Source organism: Nocardia sp. NBC_01327 (assembly GCF_035958815.1).
Lineage (GTDB): Bacteria > Actinomycetota > Actinomycetes > Mycobacteriales > Mycobacteriaceae > Nocardia.
Genome location: NZ_CP108383.1, coordinates 1251404 through 1272145, shown reverse-complemented (window position 1 = coordinate 1272145; position 20742 = coordinate 1251404). Strand labels below are relative to the sequence as shown.

17 protein-coding genes are annotated in these 20742 nt (G+C 68.2%); 13 read left to right on the top strand and 4 right to left on the bottom strand.

Translation table 11 applies throughout. The annotated features are described in order from the left end of the window. Window positions 1-153: 153 nt before the first annotated feature. The 4 genes from OG326_RS05685 (at window position 154) to OG326_RS05670 (ending at window position 6034) form a co-directional block, all read left to right on the top strand. The gene (locus OG326_RS05685; RefSeq protein WP_327143550.1) at window positions 154-1467 is read left to right on the top strand and encodes a citrate synthase; all 1314 of its coding nucleotides are present in this window, start codon (window positions 154-156) and stop codon (window positions 1465-1467) included. Between the two features lie 826 nt (window positions 1468-2293). Next, window positions 2294-3499, top strand: coding sequence for a GNAT family N-acetyltransferase (locus OG326_RS05680; RefSeq protein ID WP_327143549.1), 1206 nt, complete (start codon window positions 2294-2296; stop codon window positions 3497-3499). A gap of 350 nt (window positions 3500-3849) precedes the next feature. After that, complete coding sequence (locus OG326_RS05675; RefSeq protein WP_327146390.1) at window positions 3850-4239, top strand: YccF domain-containing protein; 390 nt, start codon at window positions 3850-3852, stop codon at window positions 4237-4239. A 40-nt stretch (window positions 4240-4279) separates the two neighbouring features. After that, window positions 4280-6034, top strand: coding sequence for an AMP-binding protein (locus tag OG326_RS05670; protein ID WP_327143548.1), 1755 nt, complete (start codon window positions 4280-4282; stop codon window positions 6032-6034). A 24-nt stretch (window positions 6035-6058) separates the two neighbouring features. Here the strand turns inward: OG326_RS05670 and OG326_RS05665 are convergent, their stop codons facing one another. Then, window positions 6059-6496, bottom strand: a complete 438-nt coding sequence (locus OG326_RS05665) for a MarR family winged helix-turn-helix transcriptional regulator (RefSeq protein ID WP_327143547.1) — start codon at window positions 6494-6496, stop codon at window positions 6059-6061. A 128-nt stretch (window positions 6497-6624) separates the two neighbouring features. On the opposite strand from OG326_RS05665, the gene OG326_RS05660 reads away from it, so the two are divergent. Next, window positions 6625-6864, top strand: a complete 240-nt coding sequence (locus tag OG326_RS05660; protein WP_327143546.1) for a DUF2530 domain-containing protein — start codon at window positions 6625-6627, stop codon at window positions 6862-6864. A gap of 90 nt (window positions 6865-6954) precedes the next feature. Then, entirely contained in the window at window positions 6955-7569 is a 615-nt protein-coding gene (locus OG326_RS05655) for a TetR/AcrR family transcriptional regulator (RefSeq protein WP_327143545.1), read from the top strand. Between the two features lie 154 nt (window positions 7570-7723). Here the strand turns inward: OG326_RS05655 and OG326_RS05650 are convergent, their stop codons facing one another. Beyond that, the gene (locus OG326_RS05650) at window positions 7724-10705 is read right to left on the bottom strand and encodes a sacsin N-terminal ATP-binding-like domain-containing protein (protein WP_442791011.1); all 2982 of its coding nucleotides are present in this window, start codon (window positions 10703-10705) and stop codon (window positions 7724-7726) included. Window positions 10706-10870: 165 nt separating this feature from the next. Further along, on the bottom strand, window positions 10871-12226 hold the full coding sequence (locus tag OG326_RS42980; protein ID WP_442790920.1) for a DUF3027 domain-containing protein: 1356 nt from the start codon (window positions 12224-12226) through the stop codon (window positions 10871-10873). A gap of 17 nt (window positions 12227-12243) precedes the next feature. Between OG326_RS42980 and OG326_RS05640 the strand changes: the two genes are divergently transcribed. The 3 genes from OG326_RS05640 to OG326_RS05630 all read left to right on the top strand — a co-directional run bounded on the left by OG326_RS05640 (window position 12244) and on the right by OG326_RS05630 (window position 15754). Then, on the top strand, window positions 12244-13038 hold the full coding sequence (locus tag OG326_RS05640; RefSeq protein ID WP_327143543.1) for a glutaminyl-peptide cyclotransferase: 795 nt from the start codon (window positions 12244-12246) through the stop codon (window positions 13036-13038). A gap of 420 nt (window positions 13039-13458) precedes the next feature. Further along, entirely contained in the window at window positions 13459-15204 is a 1746-nt protein-coding gene (locus OG326_RS05635; protein WP_442791010.1) for an MFS transporter, read from the top strand. A gap of 16 nt (window positions 15205-15220) precedes the next feature. Next, window positions 15221-15754, top strand: coding sequence for a DUF2771 domain-containing protein (locus tag OG326_RS05630; RefSeq protein ID WP_327143541.1), 534 nt, complete (start codon window positions 15221-15223; stop codon window positions 15752-15754). A gap of 109 nt (window positions 15755-15863) precedes the next feature. Here OG326_RS05630 and OG326_RS05625 read toward each other — a convergent pair whose 3' ends face one another. Further along, window positions 15864-16295 carry a cold-shock protein gene (locus tag OG326_RS05625; protein WP_327146389.1) on the bottom strand — a complete coding sequence of 144 codons (432 nt, stop codon included), beginning with the start codon at window positions 16293-16295 and terminating at the stop codon, window positions 15864-15866. 183 nt (window positions 16296-16478) lie between these two features. On the opposite strand from OG326_RS05625, the gene OG326_RS05620 reads away from it, so the two are divergent. From OG326_RS05620 to OG326_RS05605, 4 genes are all read left to right on the top strand, one after another. Continuing rightward, on the top strand, window positions 16479-16709 hold the full coding sequence (locus OG326_RS05620; RefSeq protein WP_327146775.1) for a hypothetical protein: 231 nt from the start codon (window positions 16479-16481) through the stop codon (window positions 16707-16709). A gap of 450 nt (window positions 16710-17159) precedes the next feature. Next, on the top strand, window positions 17160-17786 hold the full coding sequence (locus tag OG326_RS05615) for a resuscitation-promoting factor Rpf1 domain-containing protein (RefSeq protein ID WP_327143540.1): 627 nt from the start codon (window positions 17160-17162) through the stop codon (window positions 17784-17786). A gap of 144 nt (window positions 17787-17930) precedes the next feature. Continuing rightward, the gene (locus OG326_RS05610) at window positions 17931-18119 is read left to right on the top strand and encodes a hypothetical protein (protein WP_327143539.1); all 189 of its coding nucleotides are present in this window, start codon (window positions 17931-17933) and stop codon (window positions 18117-18119) included. Window positions 18120-18444: 325 nt separating this feature from the next. After that, entirely contained in the window at window positions 18445-20733 is a 2289-nt protein-coding gene (locus OG326_RS05605; protein ID WP_327146388.1) for a helicase-associated domain-containing protein, read from the top strand. The last annotated feature ends 9 nt before the right edge of the window (window positions 20734-20742 follow it).

The following is a 20742-nucleotide window of genomic DNA, read 5'->3' as shown; positions in this document are numbered from 1 at the left end:
GAGCCTCTAATCTCACCTGGCAGCGAAGTGACTGTGAGGTAGTTATTGGTGACCCTCGTTAGTCGGGCGTACTGGACAGCGGCTAGCGTTGACGCAAGCGCGTCGTCGCCACCCGCCGATGCCTATGGTTTCAAGCCTGAGAGGGATCCTTCCGTGCCCGCTGAGAACATCATCAACGTCGACGACGACGCCAAGCCGGTGCTGACTTACCCCGGCGGCGAGTACCCCATGACGGTCGCCAAGGCGGTCGAGGGAAATGACGGGATAGACCTGGGCAAGCTGCTGGCCAGCACCGGGTACGTCACCTACGACCCGGGTTTCATGAATACCGCGTCGACCAAATCGTCCATCACCTACATCGATGGCGAAGCCGGCATTCTGCGGTACCGCGGTTACCCGATCGAGCAGCTGGCCGGTAAGGCCAGTTTCATCGAGGTCAGCTACCTGCTCATCTACGGTGAGCTTCCGACGCAGGCCCAGCTGGACGATTTCACCGACCGGATCCGCCGGCACACCCTGCTGCACGAGGATCTGAAGCGGTTCTTCGACGGCTTCCCGCGCAATGCGCATCCGATGCCGGTGCTCTCGTCCGCGGTGAACGCGCTGTCGGCGTACTACCAGGATTCGCTGGACCCGCGCGATCCCGAGCAGGTCGAGCTGTCCACCATCCGACTGCTGGCCAAGCTGCCGACCATCGCGGCCTACGCCTACAAGAAGTCGGTCGGCCAGCCGTTCCTGTACCCGGACAACTCGCTGAGCCTGGTCGAGAACTTCCTGCGCATGACCTTCGGCTTCCCGGCCGAGCCGTACGAGGTCGATCCCGAGGTCGCCGCGGCGCTGGACATGCTGCTGGTGCTGCACGCCGATCACGAGCAGAACTGCTCGACCTCGACCGTGCGCCTGGTGGGTTCGTCGGACGCCAACCTGTTCACCTCTGTCTCCGGCGGCATCAACGCACTCTGGGGCCCGCTGCACGGCGGCGCGAACCAGGCCGTGCTGGAGATGCTGGACGACATCAAGGCGAACGGCGGCGACGTCAAGGAGTTCATCCGCAAGGTCAAGAACAAGGAAGACGGCGTGAAGCTCATGGGCTTCGGGCACCGCGTCTACCGCAATTACGACCCGCGCGCGACCATCGCCAAGCAGCATGCCGACGCCATCCTGTCCAAGCTCGGCGGCGATGATCAGCTCTTCGATATCGCCAAGGCCCTCGAGGAGGCCGCGCTCACCGATGAGTACTTCATCGAGCGCCGCCTGTACCCGAACGTCGACTTCTACACCGGTGTCGTCTACCGCGCCATGGGCTTCCCGACCCGCATGTTCACCGTGCTGTTCGCCATGGGCCGGCTCCCGGGCTGGATCGCGCACTGGCGGGAAATGCACCGCGAGCCGCTGAAGATCGGCCGTCCGCGCCAGATCTACACCGGTTACGCCGAGCGTGACTACAAGGGCATCTCCGAGCGCTGAGCCCCGCCCCGCAGTACCTGACATCGAACCCGCCTCCGGCACAACGGAGGCGGGTTTCGTCGTATCGGAAGCCCTTATCGCACAGCCGCTCCCGGCGTTAACGTGGACTGCAAGGTCTTCTTAAGAAGATCGACAGCGACCCCCGGCATTGTTGTTCTCACGAGATCGAAACGATCTCAACGGGAAACGAAAGAGTATGTGCCACAGGCACATACAGCTGAGAGGGAATCATCATGCTGTACCTGCTCGATGCCGGCTCTTCCATCGCCGCGAACGCCACCGCCGCAATCGGCAATCTCATCAACATCATCATGGCACTCGCTCCGCACTGATCGATCCGCCGATCGCCGGGACATCGTCCGGGGGGACGGGGTAGCGAGACAACTCGGGGGTCGGGGTTCACATCAAGGGGATGCCGGGGGGGCAACAATCTGTCAGCGCTTGTCGGGGGACGAACGCTGATCAGGGGAACAACTGGCCTGGGGGGGCGAGTCGGTCCGGGGGGACAGGCTCGTTCGGAGGGGCAGGCCGGTTCGGGGGACGGGGTAGCAACACAACTCGGGGGGCTGGGGCACACCGAGCCGGGGGGCTTGGGGGCGCCAGCCGGAGGCTGGTCCGGGGGCGAGCGCCGGCCCGGGGGGACGTGGGCAGCGTTGCCGGGGGGGGCGGCGCTGGTCGGGGGACGCGCCAGGTCGGGGGGGCCGGCGTTCCACCGGGGGGGACCAGGGGGTCGTGTGGCGCCATCCGAGGGTGATCGGGGGCGGGTGGCGCCACACGGAGGGAAAACCGAATGCGCGGGATGCCGGATTCATGGGATGGTCGAACCATGGCATCGACGAATGGCATTACCCTGCGTTCGGCCACCGAGAGCGACTGGCCGGCAATTCTGGAGCTGGCCGAAGTGTGCTTCGGCATGCGCTACGACCAGCCCGAAATCGAGAATATTCCGGGTCTGTTCCCCATCGACCGGGCGATCGTCGCGGTCGACGAGGGGCGGATCGTCGGGCATACCGTGGACCGGACCATGACGATCACCGTGCCCGGTGCGGCCACGGTGCAGGCGGCCGGTGTTTCCGCGGTGACGGTCGCCCCCACCCATCGGCGGCGCGGCATTCTGCGCGCGCTCTACACCGCGCAGCACGAGCGCACCGAGGCCGAGGGCATACCGCTCACCATCTTCACCGCCAGCGAGGGCACCATCTACGGGCGCTTCGGATACGGCCCGGCCACGGTGGAGAATGCCGTCAGCATCGATCGGGCGCAGGCCGAATTCCGGCCCACCGCACCGGATCCCGGTGGCGTGCGGACCTCCACACTGGCAGCGGCGCAGGACCATATCCGTGAGGTCTACGACCGCTGGCGGCGCGTGGTCCCCGGTGGCCAGGCCCGCCCGGACGCCAATTGGAATATCTGGTTCGCCGATCCGGAGCGCCATCGCGAGGGCGCGTCCTCACTGTTCGTGCTCACTCATCCGGACGGCTATGTGCTGTACCGCCGTCAGTGGCGCAATGACGAATCCGTCGCGACCGTCGCGGAGTTCCGCGCGGTCACGCCCGAGGCGCATGCCGCACTGTGGCGGGTCCTGCTGAGCCTGGACCTGTTGAAGAAGGTGGAGGCGTCACTCACCGACGACGACCCACTCCCCCTGCTGGTGACCAATCCGCGGCTGGTCCGCACCACGGCCCGCTACGACGGACTGTGGGCCCGGGTCATGGATGTACCGGCGGCGCTGTCCGCCCGCACCTACCAGCAGGACCTCGATACCGTACTGACAGTGCAGGATCCGTTCCGCAATGCCGGCGGCACCTTCGCCCTGCGGGTGCGCGACGGGGTCGCCGAGTGCACGCCCACCAGCCGTCCGGCCGAACTGGAACTCGGCATCGACGTACTCGGCAGCCTGTACTTCGGCGCGCACCGGGCCCGAGTCTTCGCCGCCGCCAACCGAATCCAGGCCAAGGACGCGGGCGTGCTGCGGGCATTCGACACAGCCTTCACCGCCGAACGCGATCCGGAACTCGGCTGGTTCTTCTGAGCACCGAGTAACGCGCACGACCCGGCTGGGCGGCACCATGGGTGCCGCCTACCGGCACAATAGTTTGCTAATGGTGTGCTATTGCCCAGGTGGGCGTTCGATGCACAGGCCTCAGATTGCTATCAAGACTTGAATCTTCAACTCCGAGAGCGATTAATAGGCGATCTCGAGCCACCGTGAGGCACTCGAGATCATTAGCGGAATATTAGCAATAATGAATTCAGGTAGCGGAGGACTCGGGCCCCGCGCTGCGAATCCCGCACACCCTGAGCGGTACCCCCACCCATAAGTCAGGGTTCTCCCCGTGGTGGACACCCCCGCGGCGCTGGCATGCTGGAAGGGTGAAACCGATCCAGTTGATTCTGAACGTCCTGTGGCTCGTGCTGGTCGGATTCTGGATGGCCGTGGGTTATGTGATCGCGGGGCTCATCTGCTGCGTGCTGATCGTGACCATTCCGTGGGGCATCGCCTCGTTCCGCATCGCCTCGTTCGTACTCTTCCCGTTCGGGCGGGAGGCGGTCGAGAAGCCGGGTGCGGGGGTGGCGTCGATGCTCGGCAATGTCATCTGGATCATCGTCGCCGGCTGGTGGCTGGCGCTCGGGCATCTGTTCACCAGCATTGCCCTGGCCATCACCATTATCGGAATCCCGTTCGCCTGGGCCAACCTCAAGCTCATCCCGATCTCGCTGATGCCGCTCGGCCGCGAGATCGTTCCCAGTGACCGGGCTTTCGGCGCCTGAACCCGCTCCGGCGCGGCAGAGTCCGGGGCAGAGTGTTGTCATGCACGACAATTCGCCCAGGCACGACACTCCGCTGCCCAGGCACGACAATCCGCTGTGGGCGTCCGGCCCCGAGATCCCGCGGCTCACACCCGCCGAGGTCGCCGAACGCGGTCTGACCTTCGCCGATCTGCTGCTGCTTCGCGAGCACGACGAGCATCCGGGGCTGCGGTTCGAGGATTCCGTCTGGACCTGGGGCGAGGTGGTGCGGGAATGCGCCACCCGGGCCGAGGCGCTCGGAGAGCTGCGCCGCCCGGACCGCCCGTTCCACCTCGGGGTGCTGCTCGAGAATGTGCCCGAGTACATCTTCCTGCTCGGTGCGGCCGCCCTGTCGGGTGCGACGCTGATCGGCATCAATCCGACCCGGCGCGGCGGCGAGCTGGCCGCGGATATTCGCGGTGTGGACTGCGATCTCATCCTCACCGATGCGCAGCAGCGCGACCTGCTCGCCGAGCTGGACACCGGAGTGGACGCGGACCGCATCCTGGCCGTCGACGAACCCGAGTGGCTCGAACGCCTTTCCGCGGCAGCCACCCATTCTGTGCGGGTCGCGCCCGAGGCGCGGGAGCGGTCGACCCGGCTGCTGCTGACCTTCACCTCCGGTTCCACCGGCGCACCGAAGGCCGTGATCTGCACGACCGGGCGGCTGGCGGCGCTCGGCGCCATGAACCACTGTTCGCTGACTCGCGAGGATGTCACCTACAACGCCATGCCGCTGTTCCACGGCAACGCGATCATGGCGTGCTGGGCGCCGTCGGTGTTCACCGGCGCCACATTCACCATGCGCCGCCGGTTCTCGGTCTCCGGGTTCCTGCCCGATATCCGCCGGTTCGGGGCCACCTATTTCAACTATGTCGGCCGGTCACTGGCGTATCTGCTGGCCGCGCCGGAATCGCCGCTGGAGCGAGACACCAAGCTGCGCATCGCCTTCGGGACCGAGGCCGCGCCGCGTGATCGGGACGAGTTCGCGCGCCGGTTCGGGGTGCGGCCGGTGGAGAGCTACGGGTCGAGCGAGGGCGGGGTGGTGATTCGGCTGTCGCCGGACTCACCGCCGAATTCGCTCGGCCGCGCGCCCGAGTTCATGAATATCGAAATTCACGACGAGAACGGAAAGCAGTGCCCGCGTGCGTATTTCGATGATAATGGGGCGCTGGTCAATGCCGCGGAGGCGATCGGCGAGATCGTGAACACCACGGGCGCGGCCATGTTCGAGGGTTACTACCGCAATGAGCAGGCCGGTGCGGAGCGCGTCGACGGCGCGATCTTCCGCACCGGCGATCTCGGCTATCAGGACGGGGCCGGATTCTTCTACTTCGCAGGGCGTTCCAGCGATCGCATCCGGGTGGACAGCGAGAACTTCTCCTCCGCACCGGTGGAGCGGATTCTGGCGCGGTTCCCGGGCGTGAAACTGGCGGCGGTCTACCCGGTACCGGACCCGCGCACCGGTGACCAGGTGATGGCCACCCTCGAACTCGATGCGGGGGTGGAGTTCGATCCGGCCGAGTTCGGCCGATTCCTGGCCCGGCAAAGCGATCTCGGCACCAAGTGGGCGCCGCGGTTCGTGCGGATCACCGCCGCACTGCCGGTCACCGCCACCCGGAAGATCGACAAGCCCGCACTGCGCCGCGAGTCCTGGCTGGCGGAGGACCCGATCTACCTCGGTGCGGGGAAAACGCCGCAGTACCAACGCCTGACACCGCTGCTGCGGGCGGAGCTGGCGGACGAATACGCGCTGTACGGCCGCTCGCCGAACTGATGCGGCCGCGAGAGCCGGTCCGTGCTACTCGGATTCGTCGACGATCTGCTTCATGATGGCGACGGCCTGGCCGAGCACCGACAGCTGATCGGGGGTCAGGCTCGACAGCTGTTCGGTCATCCAGGCTTCGCGCGCGTGATTCTCGTCGGCGACGAGGGCGCGACCGGACTCCGAGAGCGAGACGATGATCTGGCGGCCGTCGGTGGGGTGCGGATTGCGCACCACCAGAGCCATTTCCGACAGGGAGGCGATCACCCGGGTCATGGACGGCGGTTGCACCCGCTCCTTCGCGGCCAGCGTGCCGGGGGTCATGGCGCCGTCGCGATTGAGGGTCGCGAGGGCGGAGAGCTGAGTCAGCGAAATCTGGGCATCGGCGCGCCTACCTCGCAGATGTCGCGTCAAGCGCACCACCGCCAGCGACAGTTCACCGGCGAGCGCTCGAATATCGGAAGGCGTTGTCACAGAGGCAAACGATACGTGACACCTCGCGCCGGGGACGGCGGTTCAGTTCAGACCCCCGCCACCAGGGGCGAACCCACCGGTGCGCGCCCTGTCCCCCGTCCGAGCCCGCCACCTTCTACTCTGGAGACGTGACCCAGCCCGTGCCGGAAATTCCCCCGCGCTTCACCGATCCGCGTCCGGTGCTGGCCATCGGCAGCATCGGCTTCCTGATCGCCACCATCGCCGTCTGGCTGAACGACAGCTGGGCTACCTCCCGTCCGGTTTGTCTGATGGGTCTGGGTGTCGGATTGCTCGGCTACACCCTCTTCGCAATCCAGCGCCGCGGCGCCCGTCGCGGCGACAAAGGCGCACAACTCGGGCTGGACTAACCCCCGGACGAGCGTCCAGCAGAAAATTTCCGACCGTGCGAATTGACTGCACGCGTTGCGGACGCTTAACTCCCTGGAGTGTCCTCCCGATTGAGCGTCGAAGAACGACGGGCCCACCTTATCGAGGCGGCCATCGGCCTTGCCGAAAAAAAGGGCGTGGCAGGAGTTACCACGCGCGATGTTGCTCAGGCAGCCGGTGTTTCGCTCGGTGTGGTGCATTACTGTTTCGAAAACAAGGACCAGCTGATGACAGAGCTGGTCAAGGCGCTTTCGATGGAATTGCGAGATTCCGTCGACGCCAACGAAGCAGTATGGCAAGACGTCGGAACTGGAAAAGAAGCACTTCAAAGATTGGTGCGCGCGGCACTCGAACTCATGTGGCTCAATGTCGAAGCCACTCCCGAACGCCAACTACTCACCTACGAAACAACCACCTACGCACTACGCGAAGGCGAAGTAACTCCGGCAAAACTCGCGATTGCTCGCGAGCAGTACATGTTCAACGACTCCACCCTTGCCGACATCGTCGAGCATGCGCGTGAAGCCACGTCGACGCAGTGGTCCATCCCCGTCGGCACGCTCAGCCGCTTCATTCTCGCCACCATCGACGGCGTCGTGCTCCGCTGGCTCGTCGACAACGACAGTGCCGCCGTCCGTGAGCAATTGGATGTTCTCGCCACCATGGTGTGCTCCTACGCCAGCTGATCCACCCGGCGGCAATTCCCCGCAATACCAACACGTTCGGCGCGAGCATCCCGAGGGATGCTCGCGCCGAACACATTTCGGTGCGCTCCCCGCGTGGCAGACCACCCGCAATCCCGGCAACACAGACCACCCGTGGCAGTGCCGGGACGACGGGTCAGTTGTGCGGTGCCGCGATGTGTGGGGGCGCCTGGATGTGGGTGACGTCGCCGTCCTGCCACCAGGCGACTGCGACGGTGGCGTCGACCGCGCCCGTAAGGCGGACTCGGAGCTCGTCGTGGATGACGAGTTCGCCTGTACGCGCCGAGAATCCGAATTGCAGGCGGAGCAGGACGCCGAGCGGATCGGCGGACCAGGTCGTGCGGCGGCCGTCGCCGAGCACCTCGGCGGTGACCGCCTGCGAGGCCAAGGGCAGGTCGAGCAGGGCCGCGAGGGAAGGGGCGGTGTCGATATCGCCGACTATCAGGCGGTCGGCGGGCAGGGCGGGGCCGAACCAGGCCTGGTCCAGGACCAGGGCGTCGGCGGCGTCGATGACCGCACCGGTCAGGGCGCGGACCCTATCGGGTGCGTCCAGATCCGAGACGTCCAGGATGCCGTCGGCGAGGCCTTCGGCGAGACGCCGGTGCGTTTGCGAAATCGCCTCGGGGACAGGGATTCTCGTCGGATCGGCGAGTGCGTCCATGAGTTCTTCGGCCAGCTCGGCGGACATCACCTCCGGATCGGCCAGCACGGCCCGCAGCACCCGCAGATCGTGGGCGCCGAAGCCGGGAATCACCGGGAGCAGACCGTCGAAGGTCGTATCGTCGGGATGCCGCATCCGGCCGAGCGCGATGCCGTCGATATGCGCGTGCCGGCGCAACCACCACGCGGTGTAACCGTCGCGGTCGCCGAGCAGCGGGCGGGTGTTCTCGTCGGACAGCAAGAGCTGCAAGGCTTCCGGCCACTTGTCGTCGTCGACCAGGTCGAGATCGCGGACGGCGCGTAGCTCGCGCGGATCGTCGGCGAGGCGGTCCCACCAGGATTCCTCGTCGTCGAGATGATGGTCCGGGCCCGTCGGATCCGATTCGGTGACCACGGTGAAACTCCAGCCGACACCGATGGCGCGCAAGGCTTCCGGGCCGTATTGCTCGAGCGTCTCCGCGGCGACGGTGCCGAGCGGTGATTCCGCGTCCAATATCCGGCCCAGCGGTGCGTCCGGAAGCAACAGCTCGTCGGCGGGCTGCCATTCGCCCGTGCTGTCCGGCAATTCGAGCGATCCGAGCCAGGACGGCAGCGCGCCGGGCACGGACACCGCGTGCGCGGCCAGCCCCAGCACCGCCTCGACGGTATCGGGATCGCTCGGATCGTCCTCCAGCTGTGCCTGCAGCGCAGGATCGTTCAGCAGGTCCTCCGGCGTGGCAGCGCGCGCTCCCAGCCGACCCAGCAGCTCGTGCGCGGCCTCCGGATGCGCCAGCCGTGCCCAGTGCACCGGAATCGGCGAGCGCAGCTGATCGTCCAGCACCACCGTGCGCGGACCGGTCACCACCCGGCCGTCGGCCAGCGGCACCGCGAGGGCGCCGAGCTCCTCCACCGACAGCGGATCCAGGACAAACGGCTCCAATGCGTCGTACAGCGAATACCACCACTGCGGTGCGCGTTCCAGACTGCTCGACAGCTCCGCTATCCGGGCCAGCCCGAGCCGATGCACATCCAGCGCCGCCAGGGCATCGGAACCCGCGCGCCCGGACAGCTCCGGAATCACCAGCGGTCCCACGATTTCGGTGAGCAGTGCCGCCAATTCCGTTGTGACGCCGGTGAACACACTCGCCCGGCTGGGCCGCTCGATCGAAAAGGCGGTCCGCACCGCCGATCCGGTCCCATTGCGCGCCGCACCGAACAGCAGGTCGTCGTCGAGCAGATCGTCCGAACCACTCGGGCGAGCGGTATCGAACGCGGATTCGGCGGCGCCGCCGGGCACATGCGCCGGGTCCGACTCGTGCGCGGGATCCGATGCGAGCGCCAGATCGGCGGCGAGGACGGGGTCGACGGCCGGGGCGTCATCCGAGGTGCTCAGGACCGGGAGCCAGGGGTGTTCGCGGAGTTCGGCGACCAGGGCCTCGCGCAGCAGGCTGTCGGCCTCGCTGCGGGCGAAGGCCGGGGCGGGCACCAGCACCAAGCGGTCGATCGGCGGCAGGGCGCGGGCGAAATCCGCGTAGCCGGCGGCCAAGTCGGCGATACGCGCGCCGGGCAGCAGGCGGCGGCGGTCCGGCTGCATGGCGATATCGGCGATGAGCAGCGCCGGCAGCGACAGCTCCTCGTCCGACCGGGTGGGTGCGCGCAGCACGTCGGGGGTCGTCACGACCGGGCGGCCGTCCCGCAGCGGCAGCAGCCAGCGCGCCTGCGCGGTCCGGTACTGCCACCAGCGGCGATCCTCGTCGTCGGGGCCGGTGACGCGTACTTCCTGAATACCGTGCTCGAGTTCGGTTACCGCACTGGCGATCTCGTGGTCGCCGATTCGAATATGCCGCAGCGCGGGCAGTTCCAGCAGCAGATCCACCGCCTCCGCCCGCATGGCCGTGAGCAATTCGACGGTGTCGATATCCGCGCGCAGCGTGAGCACGACCTCGCTGTCGAATTCGGCGGCCGGTCGCTCCTCGATCGGCCATGCGAGCCGCAGCGCCGGGGGCGCGAATCCGCCTTCGACATCGGGGATCGCGATCCCCTCCGTTCGGAGCAGCGCCTGCGTCCCGGCCCGTGAGAATCGCACCGATCCACTGCGGGAACGGAATTCGATCTCATCCGCCACCGCCAGCACCGCCGTGAACCCCACGCCGAACCGCCCCACCGAGGCGTCGGCGCTGCCCTTCGCGGAGGCACGCAGCGCCGTCAGCGCGTGCACACCTGAAACATCCAGCTCCACACCGGTATTCGCGACGTGCAGCGCCCGCCCCTCCAGCCACACCGCGATCCGCCCGGCCACCCCGGCCTTGGCGGCGGCATCGGCCGCATTCTGCGCCAGTTCCGTCAGCAGCCGGTCGCGATATCCCGACCGCACCAGATCAGCCTCGGTGGCCGCATCCTCCCGCAACCGGGTGGGCGAGCCTTGCCACGCCGCGATCACCCCCGCCCGCAGCGCCGCGGTATCGAACGGATCCCCCACTCCCAGAACGCCGTTCAACCCACGCACCCCTTCCACTCATCAACACCGGCACGACGTGCACCGTCGTCCGTATAGCGCATGCGAACAGCACACAGTAGGGCCGCACGACAGCCTCCGGGCGGGCGGCCCTCCCCGATCATGATGTCCGCGTCCGAGCCGCGAGGCTCAGTGGGACTCCGGCGCTCCGGCGTCGCCCGGCTGTGCCGCACCGGATTCGGAGTCGACGCGGACCGCGCTGACACCCCAGGCGTCGTCGACCTCCGCATCGGGATCGGCCACCTCGAAGAGGGTGAAGGGACCATCGGCCGCATCGGCGGACTCCACCGGTACCGCGTCGGCGTTCACATCACCGGCGACGGAGACGGAGTCCGCGACGACATCGGCGGCCGCGGCATCGGCGATATCGGCCGCATCGCCCTCGTAACCGGCCGAATCATCCTCAGCGTCACAATCATTCAATGCCGTTCCGACACCGCCGGGCGTATCGCTCGGATCGGCCGCCGGTTCGATGCTCACCTCGGCGGCGTACTCCTCGACCGCCTCGGTCCCGGGCGGAATGCTCACCGCCGTCGCGGGCTCGATGCCCACCTCGGACACCGGCTCACCATTGGCGTCGAGGGTGGATTCGTCGTTCACATCAGTCACGAGCTCGACTTCCGCATCAGCCACGAGCTCGACATTGGCGTCGACCGTGGACGTTTCATTGTTCTCGGCTGCGGATTCGGTTTCGCGGGAAGCGTTTTCGATCGCCGCGAGCTGCTCGCGGGTGCGGAATTCCGATTCGGGGACGATATCGAAGGCGGCATCGTCATAGGCTTCGAAGGCCGGGGATCCGGCGCCCGTGGGGAGTTCGGTGTCCGAATGCGCACCGCAACCGTAGTCGCGGTGCACCACATGGCCGTCCGCGCCCATGGCATTGGCGCAGACGCCGAATCCGGCGCGCAGCGCGCCGGCCAGCGGCACGAAGAACCCACAGACACCGCAGGCGGCGGGCGCCGCCCGGGCCATATCGGTATCGGGCCCGAATTCGGAGAACCAGCGGTCGGCCGCATCCTCGCGGCCTTCGCGGCTCAGCACCCGGCTGCGGCCGAGACCGAGTTCGAGGGCGACCTCGTCGACGACCGGATCGCCGGTGATCAGATAACCGGGCACCAGGCGCGGATCGTCCTGCAGCGGGGCCAGCAGATCGCCGGGTCCCAGATCGCCGGGGCGAATGCGCTGATCCCACGGCAGGAAGTCGGGCGCGACGAGCGCGTCCGGACCGGGTAGCAGCGCCGATTCGCTCACCGTGACCCTGGTGGCCTCGGGTGGGGCGGCGACGACCACCGCCCACTGCCAGCCCCGATAGCCCGGCAGGGTGGCCTCGAAGTGATGGGTGGCCGCCGAATCGTCCTCGGTGGTCACGCCCAGATGCATGCCGACGCCGAACGGCTCCAACTCCAAGAGCGCACGGCGAGCCAGGTCGACCGCCTCCGCCAGGATCGGCCGTACAACGGACTCCGAAACTCCAACCGCGCTCACGCCCTACATTTTGCCGTATGGAGCGCAAACGCCGTGCACCGGTAGCGGCCGTCCCCCTTGCACTGTCCACCGTCGTGTGCCTGGCCGCCGCAATGTCCGCCTGCAGCAGCCCGGACGACACGCCGCAACTGCGTGTCGAAGTCGTCGCGACGCGTGCGCACGACACCGCCGCCTTCACCGAGGGCCTGGAGGCGGACGGCGACACGCTCTACGAGAGCACCGGACTTTCCGGACAGTCCTTCGTCCGCGCGAGCAAGCTCTCCGACGGCGCCGAGCTGGCCCGCGCCGACCTGCCGGCCCCGCTGTTCGGCGAGGGCATCACCCGCGCCGGAAACGTGCTCTGGCAGATCACCTATCAGGACCACATCGCCATCGCCCGCGATCCGGAAACCCTGACCGAGCTGCGCCGCACCGGTTTCGAGGGCGAGGGCTGGGGCCTGTGCACCCGCCAGAACCGCATTCTCATGAGCAATGGTTCGAGCACCCTCACCTTCCGCGACCCGCAGACCTTCGCCCCCACCGGGACGATCAGCCTCACCAGCCGCACCGGTACCCGCCTCAACGAACTCGATTGCGCCCCCGACGGTTCCGTCTACGCCAATGCCTGGCCGACCGACACCATCCTGCACATCAACCCCGAAACCGGCGCTGTACTGGGCGTCATCGATGCTTCCGGCCTCCTCCCCAAGGGTTCCCGCACCCCCGACACCGATGTCCTCAACGGCATCACCCACCTCCCCGGCACCGACCGCTTCCTGCTCACCGGCAAGAAATGGCCGTACACCTTCGAGGTCCGTTTCGTCCCGGCCTGAGCAGCTGCCGCGCCGGAAATCCTGCGCGTGAGGCGGCCCTCATCCCCAGGTGCAGCGCACAATGTGGCGCCGCACACCTGCGGTAGTGAAGCCTGCGTTCTCCGACACTGCAAGAATTGGGGCGTGACAACTCCCCGGGACTCAGGCGCCGACTCCGGTCGGTGGTGGGACGAGGAGTCTCCGCTCATCGAACGACATCCGGGATTCGACCGGTATCCGCCGGCGAACACCCCGTCGCACGCGGCACGGGGGGACGAGCCGGAGGTTCCGGACTTCTTGGCCGGGCATCAGCCCGCGCATCCTGTGGACCCGCCGTACGCCGCGGAAGGGCAAGAGCCGCGCCGCACTTCGCGCTGGTCCCGGCGACGCCGTCCGGAGGCGCCGCCACCGGCCCGCCCGGAGGCTCCGCCCACTCGAGCGGTGTCCTCGGATCACCTCTCCGGGCCGCAGAGCGCACCGACGACCGAATTCCGGGGCCCGCCCCCACCGGAGGCCGCCGGCTCGCGCCCGGCCCCGCCTACCGCGCGGTACGACACACCGCCGCCCGCACCGTCCGGCGCCGCACCGCGCGCCCGCCACGGCACCCCGCCGCCCGCGCGCTCCGGCGCCCCGCGACCCGAGCCGTCCGATCCGCAGCACGACGCACCATCGCATACCGGCAATCCGGAAACGACTCGCCCGCTGACACATTCGCATGACCTAGGTGCGGAGCAGGAGGACGTATCGACTCCGGGCCTGCACAAACCACCGAAGAAGCTGACCGTCACCCGGGTGGCGGTGCGGCGCAGCCGGGAGCTCACCGAACGCGGTTTCGCGACCTTCCAGCGCGCGGCCAAGGCCGACGGCGCGGAGGAATCCGGCCTGACCGCACTGGTTTACGCCACCATGGCCAATTTCGCGACGGATGCCGCGGTCGCGGTGGCGCTGGCGAACACGCTGTTCTTCGCCAGCGCGACCGCGGAGTCCAAGACCAAGGTCGCGCTCTATCTGCTGATCACGATTGCCCCGTTCGCGGTGATCGCACCGCTGATCGGCCCGGCGCTGGACCGATTGCAGCGGGGACGCCGGCTCGCACTGGCGGGTTCATTCGCTGTGCGTGTGCTGGTGGCCATCCTGTTGATCTTCAACGTGAACAACTGGGCGCTGTACCCACTCGCGTTGTGCATGATGATTCTGAGCAAGTCGTTCTCGGTGCTGAAGAGCGCGGTGACCCCGCGCGTGCTGCCGCCGGGAATCGACCTGGTGCGCACCAACTCCCGGCTCACCGTGTTCGGCCTGGTGGGTGGAACGCTGGGCGCGGGTGGTGTCGCCGGTCTGATCGCCTCGGTGGCGCATTCGGCGGGCGCGCTGACCTTCGCCGCGATCCTGGCCGGCGCGGGTTGCTATCTGAGCCTGAAGATTCCGTCCTGGGTGGAGGTCACCGAGGGCGAAGTTCCGGCAACCCTCACCTATCACGGCGACGATTCGCATACCGAGGTACTCGACCCGAACAAGGCCGCACACGTGCAGCCCAGCCGCCGCCGCCAGCCGCTGGGCCGCGCCGTGGTCACGGGCCTGTGGGGCAATGGCACGGTCCGGGTGCTGACCGGATTCCTCACCTTCTACGTGGCTTTCGTGGCCAAGGCGACCGAGCATCGGCCGGTGCAGCAGGCCGCCATGCTCGGCGTGGTCGGCGCGTGCGCGGCCATCGGCAACTTCGCGGGCAATGCCACGGGCGCCCGCATGAAACTGGGCCGCCCGACCCAGCTCGTCCTGATCTGCACCCTCGCCTGCGTCGCCGCGTGTGCGATGGCGACGTTCCTGGACAGCCTCATGGGCGCGGCCATAGCGACCGTGGTGGCCTCGGGCGCAAGCGCATTGGCGAAGGTGTCGCTGGACGCCTCCATCCAGGACGACCTGCCCGCCGAATCCATCGCCTCGGGCTTCGGCCGCTCCGAAACGGTGCTGCAGCTGTCCTGGGTGATCGGCGGCTCGATGGGCGTCCTGCTGCCGACCGACTGGTGGATCGGTTTCGCCGCGGTCACGGCGGTCATGGCGCTGGGACTGGTCCAGACGGTGGTCAGCTACCGTGGTCATTCGCTGCTGCCCGGTTTGGGCGGCAACCGACCGCAGCACGCGCAGCAGGAGATTCCCGGTGCTCACGGCACCGCGGAGCCCACCCCGTGAGGACAGGAAACCAACGGTGAGCAAACCCAGCACCCGCACGATCGTCGCTCTGCTGGCAGCGACCCTGCTCGCGGTGGGGGTGGCCTATATCGCCGTCATCGTGGTGCTGGCGCACAATGCCGACAAACCGCAGCCGCAGATCACCGCCTATGCGCACGGCAAATCGGTGAGCGTGACGCCGTACCTGTACTGCGACGTCCATATCGAGGACAACAAGCTCGATCTGCGCAATTGCGATAACAGCCAGCACATCGCGGAACTGACTGTGCCGGCCGGTTATCCGCTGCAGTTGTCGCTGCCCAAGGAGATCGCGGACGCGCCCTGGCAGATGGTGCTGGTGTACCAGCTGCCCGGCGGACAGGACGCCCAGCGCCTGGCCACGCACCGCGACTTCCCGCAGGATGCCCGCGCCATCACCGTGCCGACGCCGACGGACCCGCGCCTGCAATTGACGGGAATCGAACTGCAGCTGCCCATTCCGGCCCGGGACGAGAACGGCCAGGAGGGCTACGTCACCTCCGCGCGCTGGGCGATCCACACCGCCGCCTGAAAAGCGGTGCCGCCCACACACTTCTGACATGCGGCGGGCCCCGTGAGCATCAGCTCATCGGGGCCCGTTGGCTTTTCGGTCTGCGACCGAGCGGTCTGCGGTCTTCGACCTAGTGGTCGAGCTCCCGCGCGACGCCGCGCACCACCTCGGCGATGCGCTGGGCGAGCTTGCGGTCCGGATACCGGCCCACCCGCAGATCGGGCTGCACCTTGGTGTCGAGGAGCGTGATCATGTCCTCGATGAGGCCGTGCAGCTCGTCGGTGGTCTTGCGGTTGATCGGGGCTTCGCCGCCGCGCCCGCGACGTTCGCCGCGCTCACGCTCCGGCCCACGGACAGTGGGGGTTTCGAGCAGTTTGAGGCTCAGCGCCTGCGGACCGCGACGACCTGCCGCCATTCCGAATTCGACCCGCTGCCCGGGCTTGAGCGCTTCGACGCCCTCGGGCAGCGCCGACGATCGAACATAGACGTCCTCACCCTCATCCTGGGAAAGGAAGCCGAAGCCCTTTTCGACGTCGTACCACTTCACCTTGCCGGTCGGCACTGCGCTCACCTGTTCGTTATTCGATGCCCGGGCACGCCGGGCACAGTCTTGATCGACGGACCGAATCGTCCGCAACCTGTCGGATCTGCGAAAAAACGCGCCCCACAGCTATGGCAGGACGCGATGGTCTTCGAGTCTACCCCGGTGTGAATAGGCCGGGCACCTCAGTTTTACGGTCTTCACGTGTCCGACTCTTCCTCGAAGCAGGCTCCGCGCAGGTCCGGAAGCTGGCTGCTGTATTTCGCCATGGGTTTGTTCGCGGTGGGATTGCTGGCAATTGTGGCAATCTTCGGCGTCGGCCTGCTGTCCGATTCCAAACCGGGGCTGTGGCTGTATCTGCTCGCCATGGCAGCGCCCCTCGGTTTCCTGCTGGCGATCGTGTTCGCCCTGTGGTCGGGCCGCCGCGCGCGCTGACCGCCGCACAGGTTCGCGTCGGTGCGCACGAATGCGTGCCGGGGATGCCGCGACACGACCGGTTGCCCCGTTCGTTACCCGACTATGCGTGTGATCCTCGTCACATAACGGAACGGTCACAGGCGTGCAACGGACCGCTACAAAGTGAGACTCGCCGCGACCACCTGCACAGACGATATGCGGAACCCCTTGCGCCCGAGAGTGACCCGGACAGACACGGCGGTTACCAAATGGAGACTTTTCACGGCGATCGTCGTAGTGTTCCCTTCCAGTCGGGTCAGCCCGGCGCCACCGGCCCGCCGCACAAAACCTCACCCCGCGGGCACGGACCCCCAACTGGAATCAGGGGTGAGGGCGAGGACAGCGCGCAGACGCGCGCCGGAACGGACGACCTCTCAGTTCGTCGCCGGTAGTCGGTCCCGCAAGTGCGTACGAGAGGAAAACCCGAACATGAGTGGACGCCATCGCAAGCCGAGTAACACCGGTCGCACGGTCGCCAAGGTTGCCCTGACGGGCATCGCCCTCGGTGGCGCCGGTGTGGCCCTGGCCGGTAACGCCAGCGCGGCACCCGACTCCGACTGGGACAAGCTCGCTCAGTGCGAAGCCGGCGGTAACTGGGGCATCAACACCGGCAACGGTTTCCAGGGCGGACTGCAGTTCTCGCCGAGCACCTGGACCGCGCACGGCGGTGGCGAATACGCCCCCAGCGCCAACCAGGCCACCCGCGAGCAGCAGATCACCGTCGCCGAGAAGGTGCTCGCCACGCAGGGCTGGGGCGCATGGCCCTCCTGCTCCTCGAGCCTCGGCCTCCACAGCCAGGCCAGTGACCGCCCCGCCGTCGCCTCACAGGACGCGCCGCGCTGGAATCCGGGCCAGGCGCCCGCACAGCAGGCCGCAGACGGCAGCCAGCAGGTCTACCAGGCTGTCGATCGCGCCGTGCAGGTTGTCGAGCAGCAGGGCATCCAGGTCCCGCAGCCGGTGCTCGACTTCCTGAATGTGAGCAAGGCCAACAACACTCAGCTCGATCCGTCCATCGTGAACTTCTTCCAGGCGAACAAGGGTCTGCTCCCCAACTGAGCCACTCCCCCGTTCGCGCACATACGCCCCGCATCAGTGTCGATGCGGGGCGTTTGTCGTTGTTGCTGCCGCGGCGCTGTGATTCGAGCAAACATCCGGGTGCCGGACGGGGCGTGCTGCGGGGGCTCATGCCAGAATGGGCGCGTGGTGAACAAATCGAAGAAGCCCTACGTCGACAATGGCTGGCCGGAGACGGCCAATGGCGATCACGCGGTCACCGAACTCTCTTCGACTCGCTCTGGCGGCCTTTCGCCGTACGGCGACGAGACCGAGTTCCCGCTTCCCGCCGATCAGCTGCCCTACGTGCACCCGCACACGGTCATCAACCGCTGATCCGCCTCGCAACCGATAACCATGCGGTGAACGGCGCGGCTCGCTGTCCGGCGGCCGCCGCGCATGCGACCACGGTCGCGGCGGCGGCTGCTCCACCGCGCCTCACACCGCCCTCTCGCCGTGCCCGCGGCCTTACCCGCCGCGCACGCGCCGCCGTCGTCCGCCTGGATCGGGTGAAGTGACCGATACCGCCAATCCCGCCGAGAACGGCGCTGCCGCAAAGGCGTCCGAGGCCGCGCCCGACGACACCGCGGCGAAGCTGCGCACCGACTCCGCAGCGAAGCCGCGCACCGGCACCGCGGCGAAGCCGCGCAAGAGCCGGGCCGTGAAGGCCGCTCCCCCTGCGACGCTCGCCGAATGGCTGGCCGCGCACACCGACGCCGAACTCGTGGCGCTGCTGCAGCTGCGGCCGGATCTGGCTGTGCCACTGCCCGCTTCGATGGCGGTGCTGGCGGCCCGGACCGAACAGCGCGCCTCGGTGCTGCGCGCCACGGACGAGTTGGACACGCTCGATTTCGCGGTCATCGAAACCCTCGTACTGCAGGGCGCCGCCGATCAGCGCAGCCCGAATCCCTTGCCGCGCGCCAAGCTCCGCACCCTGCTCGGCGATCGGGTGCCCGCCGCCGCCCTCGATGCCTCGGTGGCCCGACTACTCGGCCGCGCCCTCGTCTGGGGTTCCGACGCGGGCCTGCATCTGACGCCCTCCGCTCAGGAGGCGCTGCCGTGGCCGCTGGGCAGCGCCACCGAGCTGCCGGACGCGCTCACCGAACCCGAGATCACCGCCGCCCTCATCGGGCTCTCGCCGCAGGAGCGGGGCCTGCTGGACAAGCTGGCCGCCACCGGCCCGCGCGGCCGCACCCGCGATGCGGCGCCCGGTACGCCGGAGGATCGCCCGGTGCAGCGGCTGCTGTCGCTGCGACTGCTGAACTGGATCGACGAGGAGACGGTGGATCTGCCGATCTCCGTCGGCCAGCTGCTGCGCGATGAGCCGGTCACCGATCCGCATGTCCTGACCGCTCCGCAGCCCGCACTGCGCAAGCAGGGCACCACCGATGTGAACGCCGCGGCCGCGGGCGAGGTCGGAGAACTGCTGCGGCACAGCGCTTCCGTGCTCGACGTCCTCGGCCAGGCGCCTGCGCCCGCACTGCGCTCCGGTGGGCTGGGCGTGCGTGAGATCCGCCGGATCGTCAAGCAGACCGGTATCGACGAGGCCCGGATCGGCCTGATCTCGGAGGTGCTCGCCGCGGCCCGGCTGCTGGACAAGGGCTCCCCCGAACCGCTCGCCGACGACGGCACCGAGGATTTCTGGGCGCCCACCACCACCGCCGACGCCTGGCTGGCCGTGGTCCCGTCCCGCCGCTGGGTGGTGCTGGCGCAGGCCTGGCTGGATCTGGACCGCTTCCCGTGGATGATCGGGCTCCGCGATGCCAATGACAAACCGCTGGCGGCACTGTCGGCGGAGTTGCGCAATGTGCACGCCGTCCGCGACCGGCGCGCGATTCTGGGCCTGCTGGCCGAGTATCCGGCCGGTAATGCGGTGACCGCCCCGGATCTGGGCCGCGCCCTGGCCTGGCGGCAGCCGCGCTGGCGGCGGCACTATCGGCTGGAATCGGTGGAGCGCACGCTCGCCGAGGCGGAGACGCTGGGTCTGGTGGCGCGCGGTGCGGTGACGTCCGCGGGCCGGGCGCTGCTGCACGGCCGCCCGGAGGATGCCGAATCGGAGATGGCCGCGGCACTGCCGGAACCGGTGGATCACGTACTGGTGCAGGCGGATCTGACGATCATCGCGCCCGGACCGCTGACACCCGAACTGCAGGATCGGGTATCGCTGGTCGCCGATGTCGAATCGGCCGGCGCCGCAACGGTGTACCGCCTCAGCGAGACCTCGGTGCGCCGCGCCCTGGACGCGGGTGCGACGGCCGCGGAGCTGCACAATCTGTTCACCGCGCACTCTCGTACGCCGGTGCCGCAGTCGCTGACCTACCTCATCGACGATGTGGCCCGCCGCCACGGCCGCCTGCGGGCGGGCATGGCGCAATCGTTCGTGCGCAGCGAGGATCCGGCCTTGCTCGCGGAGGTGCTGGCCGCACCGGTCTCCGGGCTGCTGGCCCTGCGGGCGGTGGCGCCGACGGTCGCGATCTCCCAGGCCCCGCTGGGCGAGGTGCTGGAGAAGCTGCGGGCCGCGGGTTTCAGTCCGGCGGGCGAGGATTCCTCGGGCGCGATCGTGGATCTGCGGCCGCGCGGCGCCCGGATCGCGTCGCGCAATAATCACAAGCCCACGTGGCGGCCGAATCCGCCCAGCCCCGAACAACTTCAGGCTCTGGTCTCGGAACTACGGGCGGGCGAGCGTGCCGCGCATACCCGTTCCAGTCAGACGGTCCGCTCCGACGGCAGCCGGACCACCACCACCGCCACCATCAATCTGCTCCAATTGGCCGCGCGCACAAGGCGTCCGGTGCACATCGGCTATGTGGACGCCTCCGGGGTGGCCTCGCAGCGGGTGGTCGAACCCCTGAAGGTCGGCGGCGGTCAGCTCGACGCGCTGGATCCGGTGACCGGCGCGATCCGGCACTTCACACTGCACCGGATCGCGTCGGTCGCACTGGTCGACTAGCGAACTGCC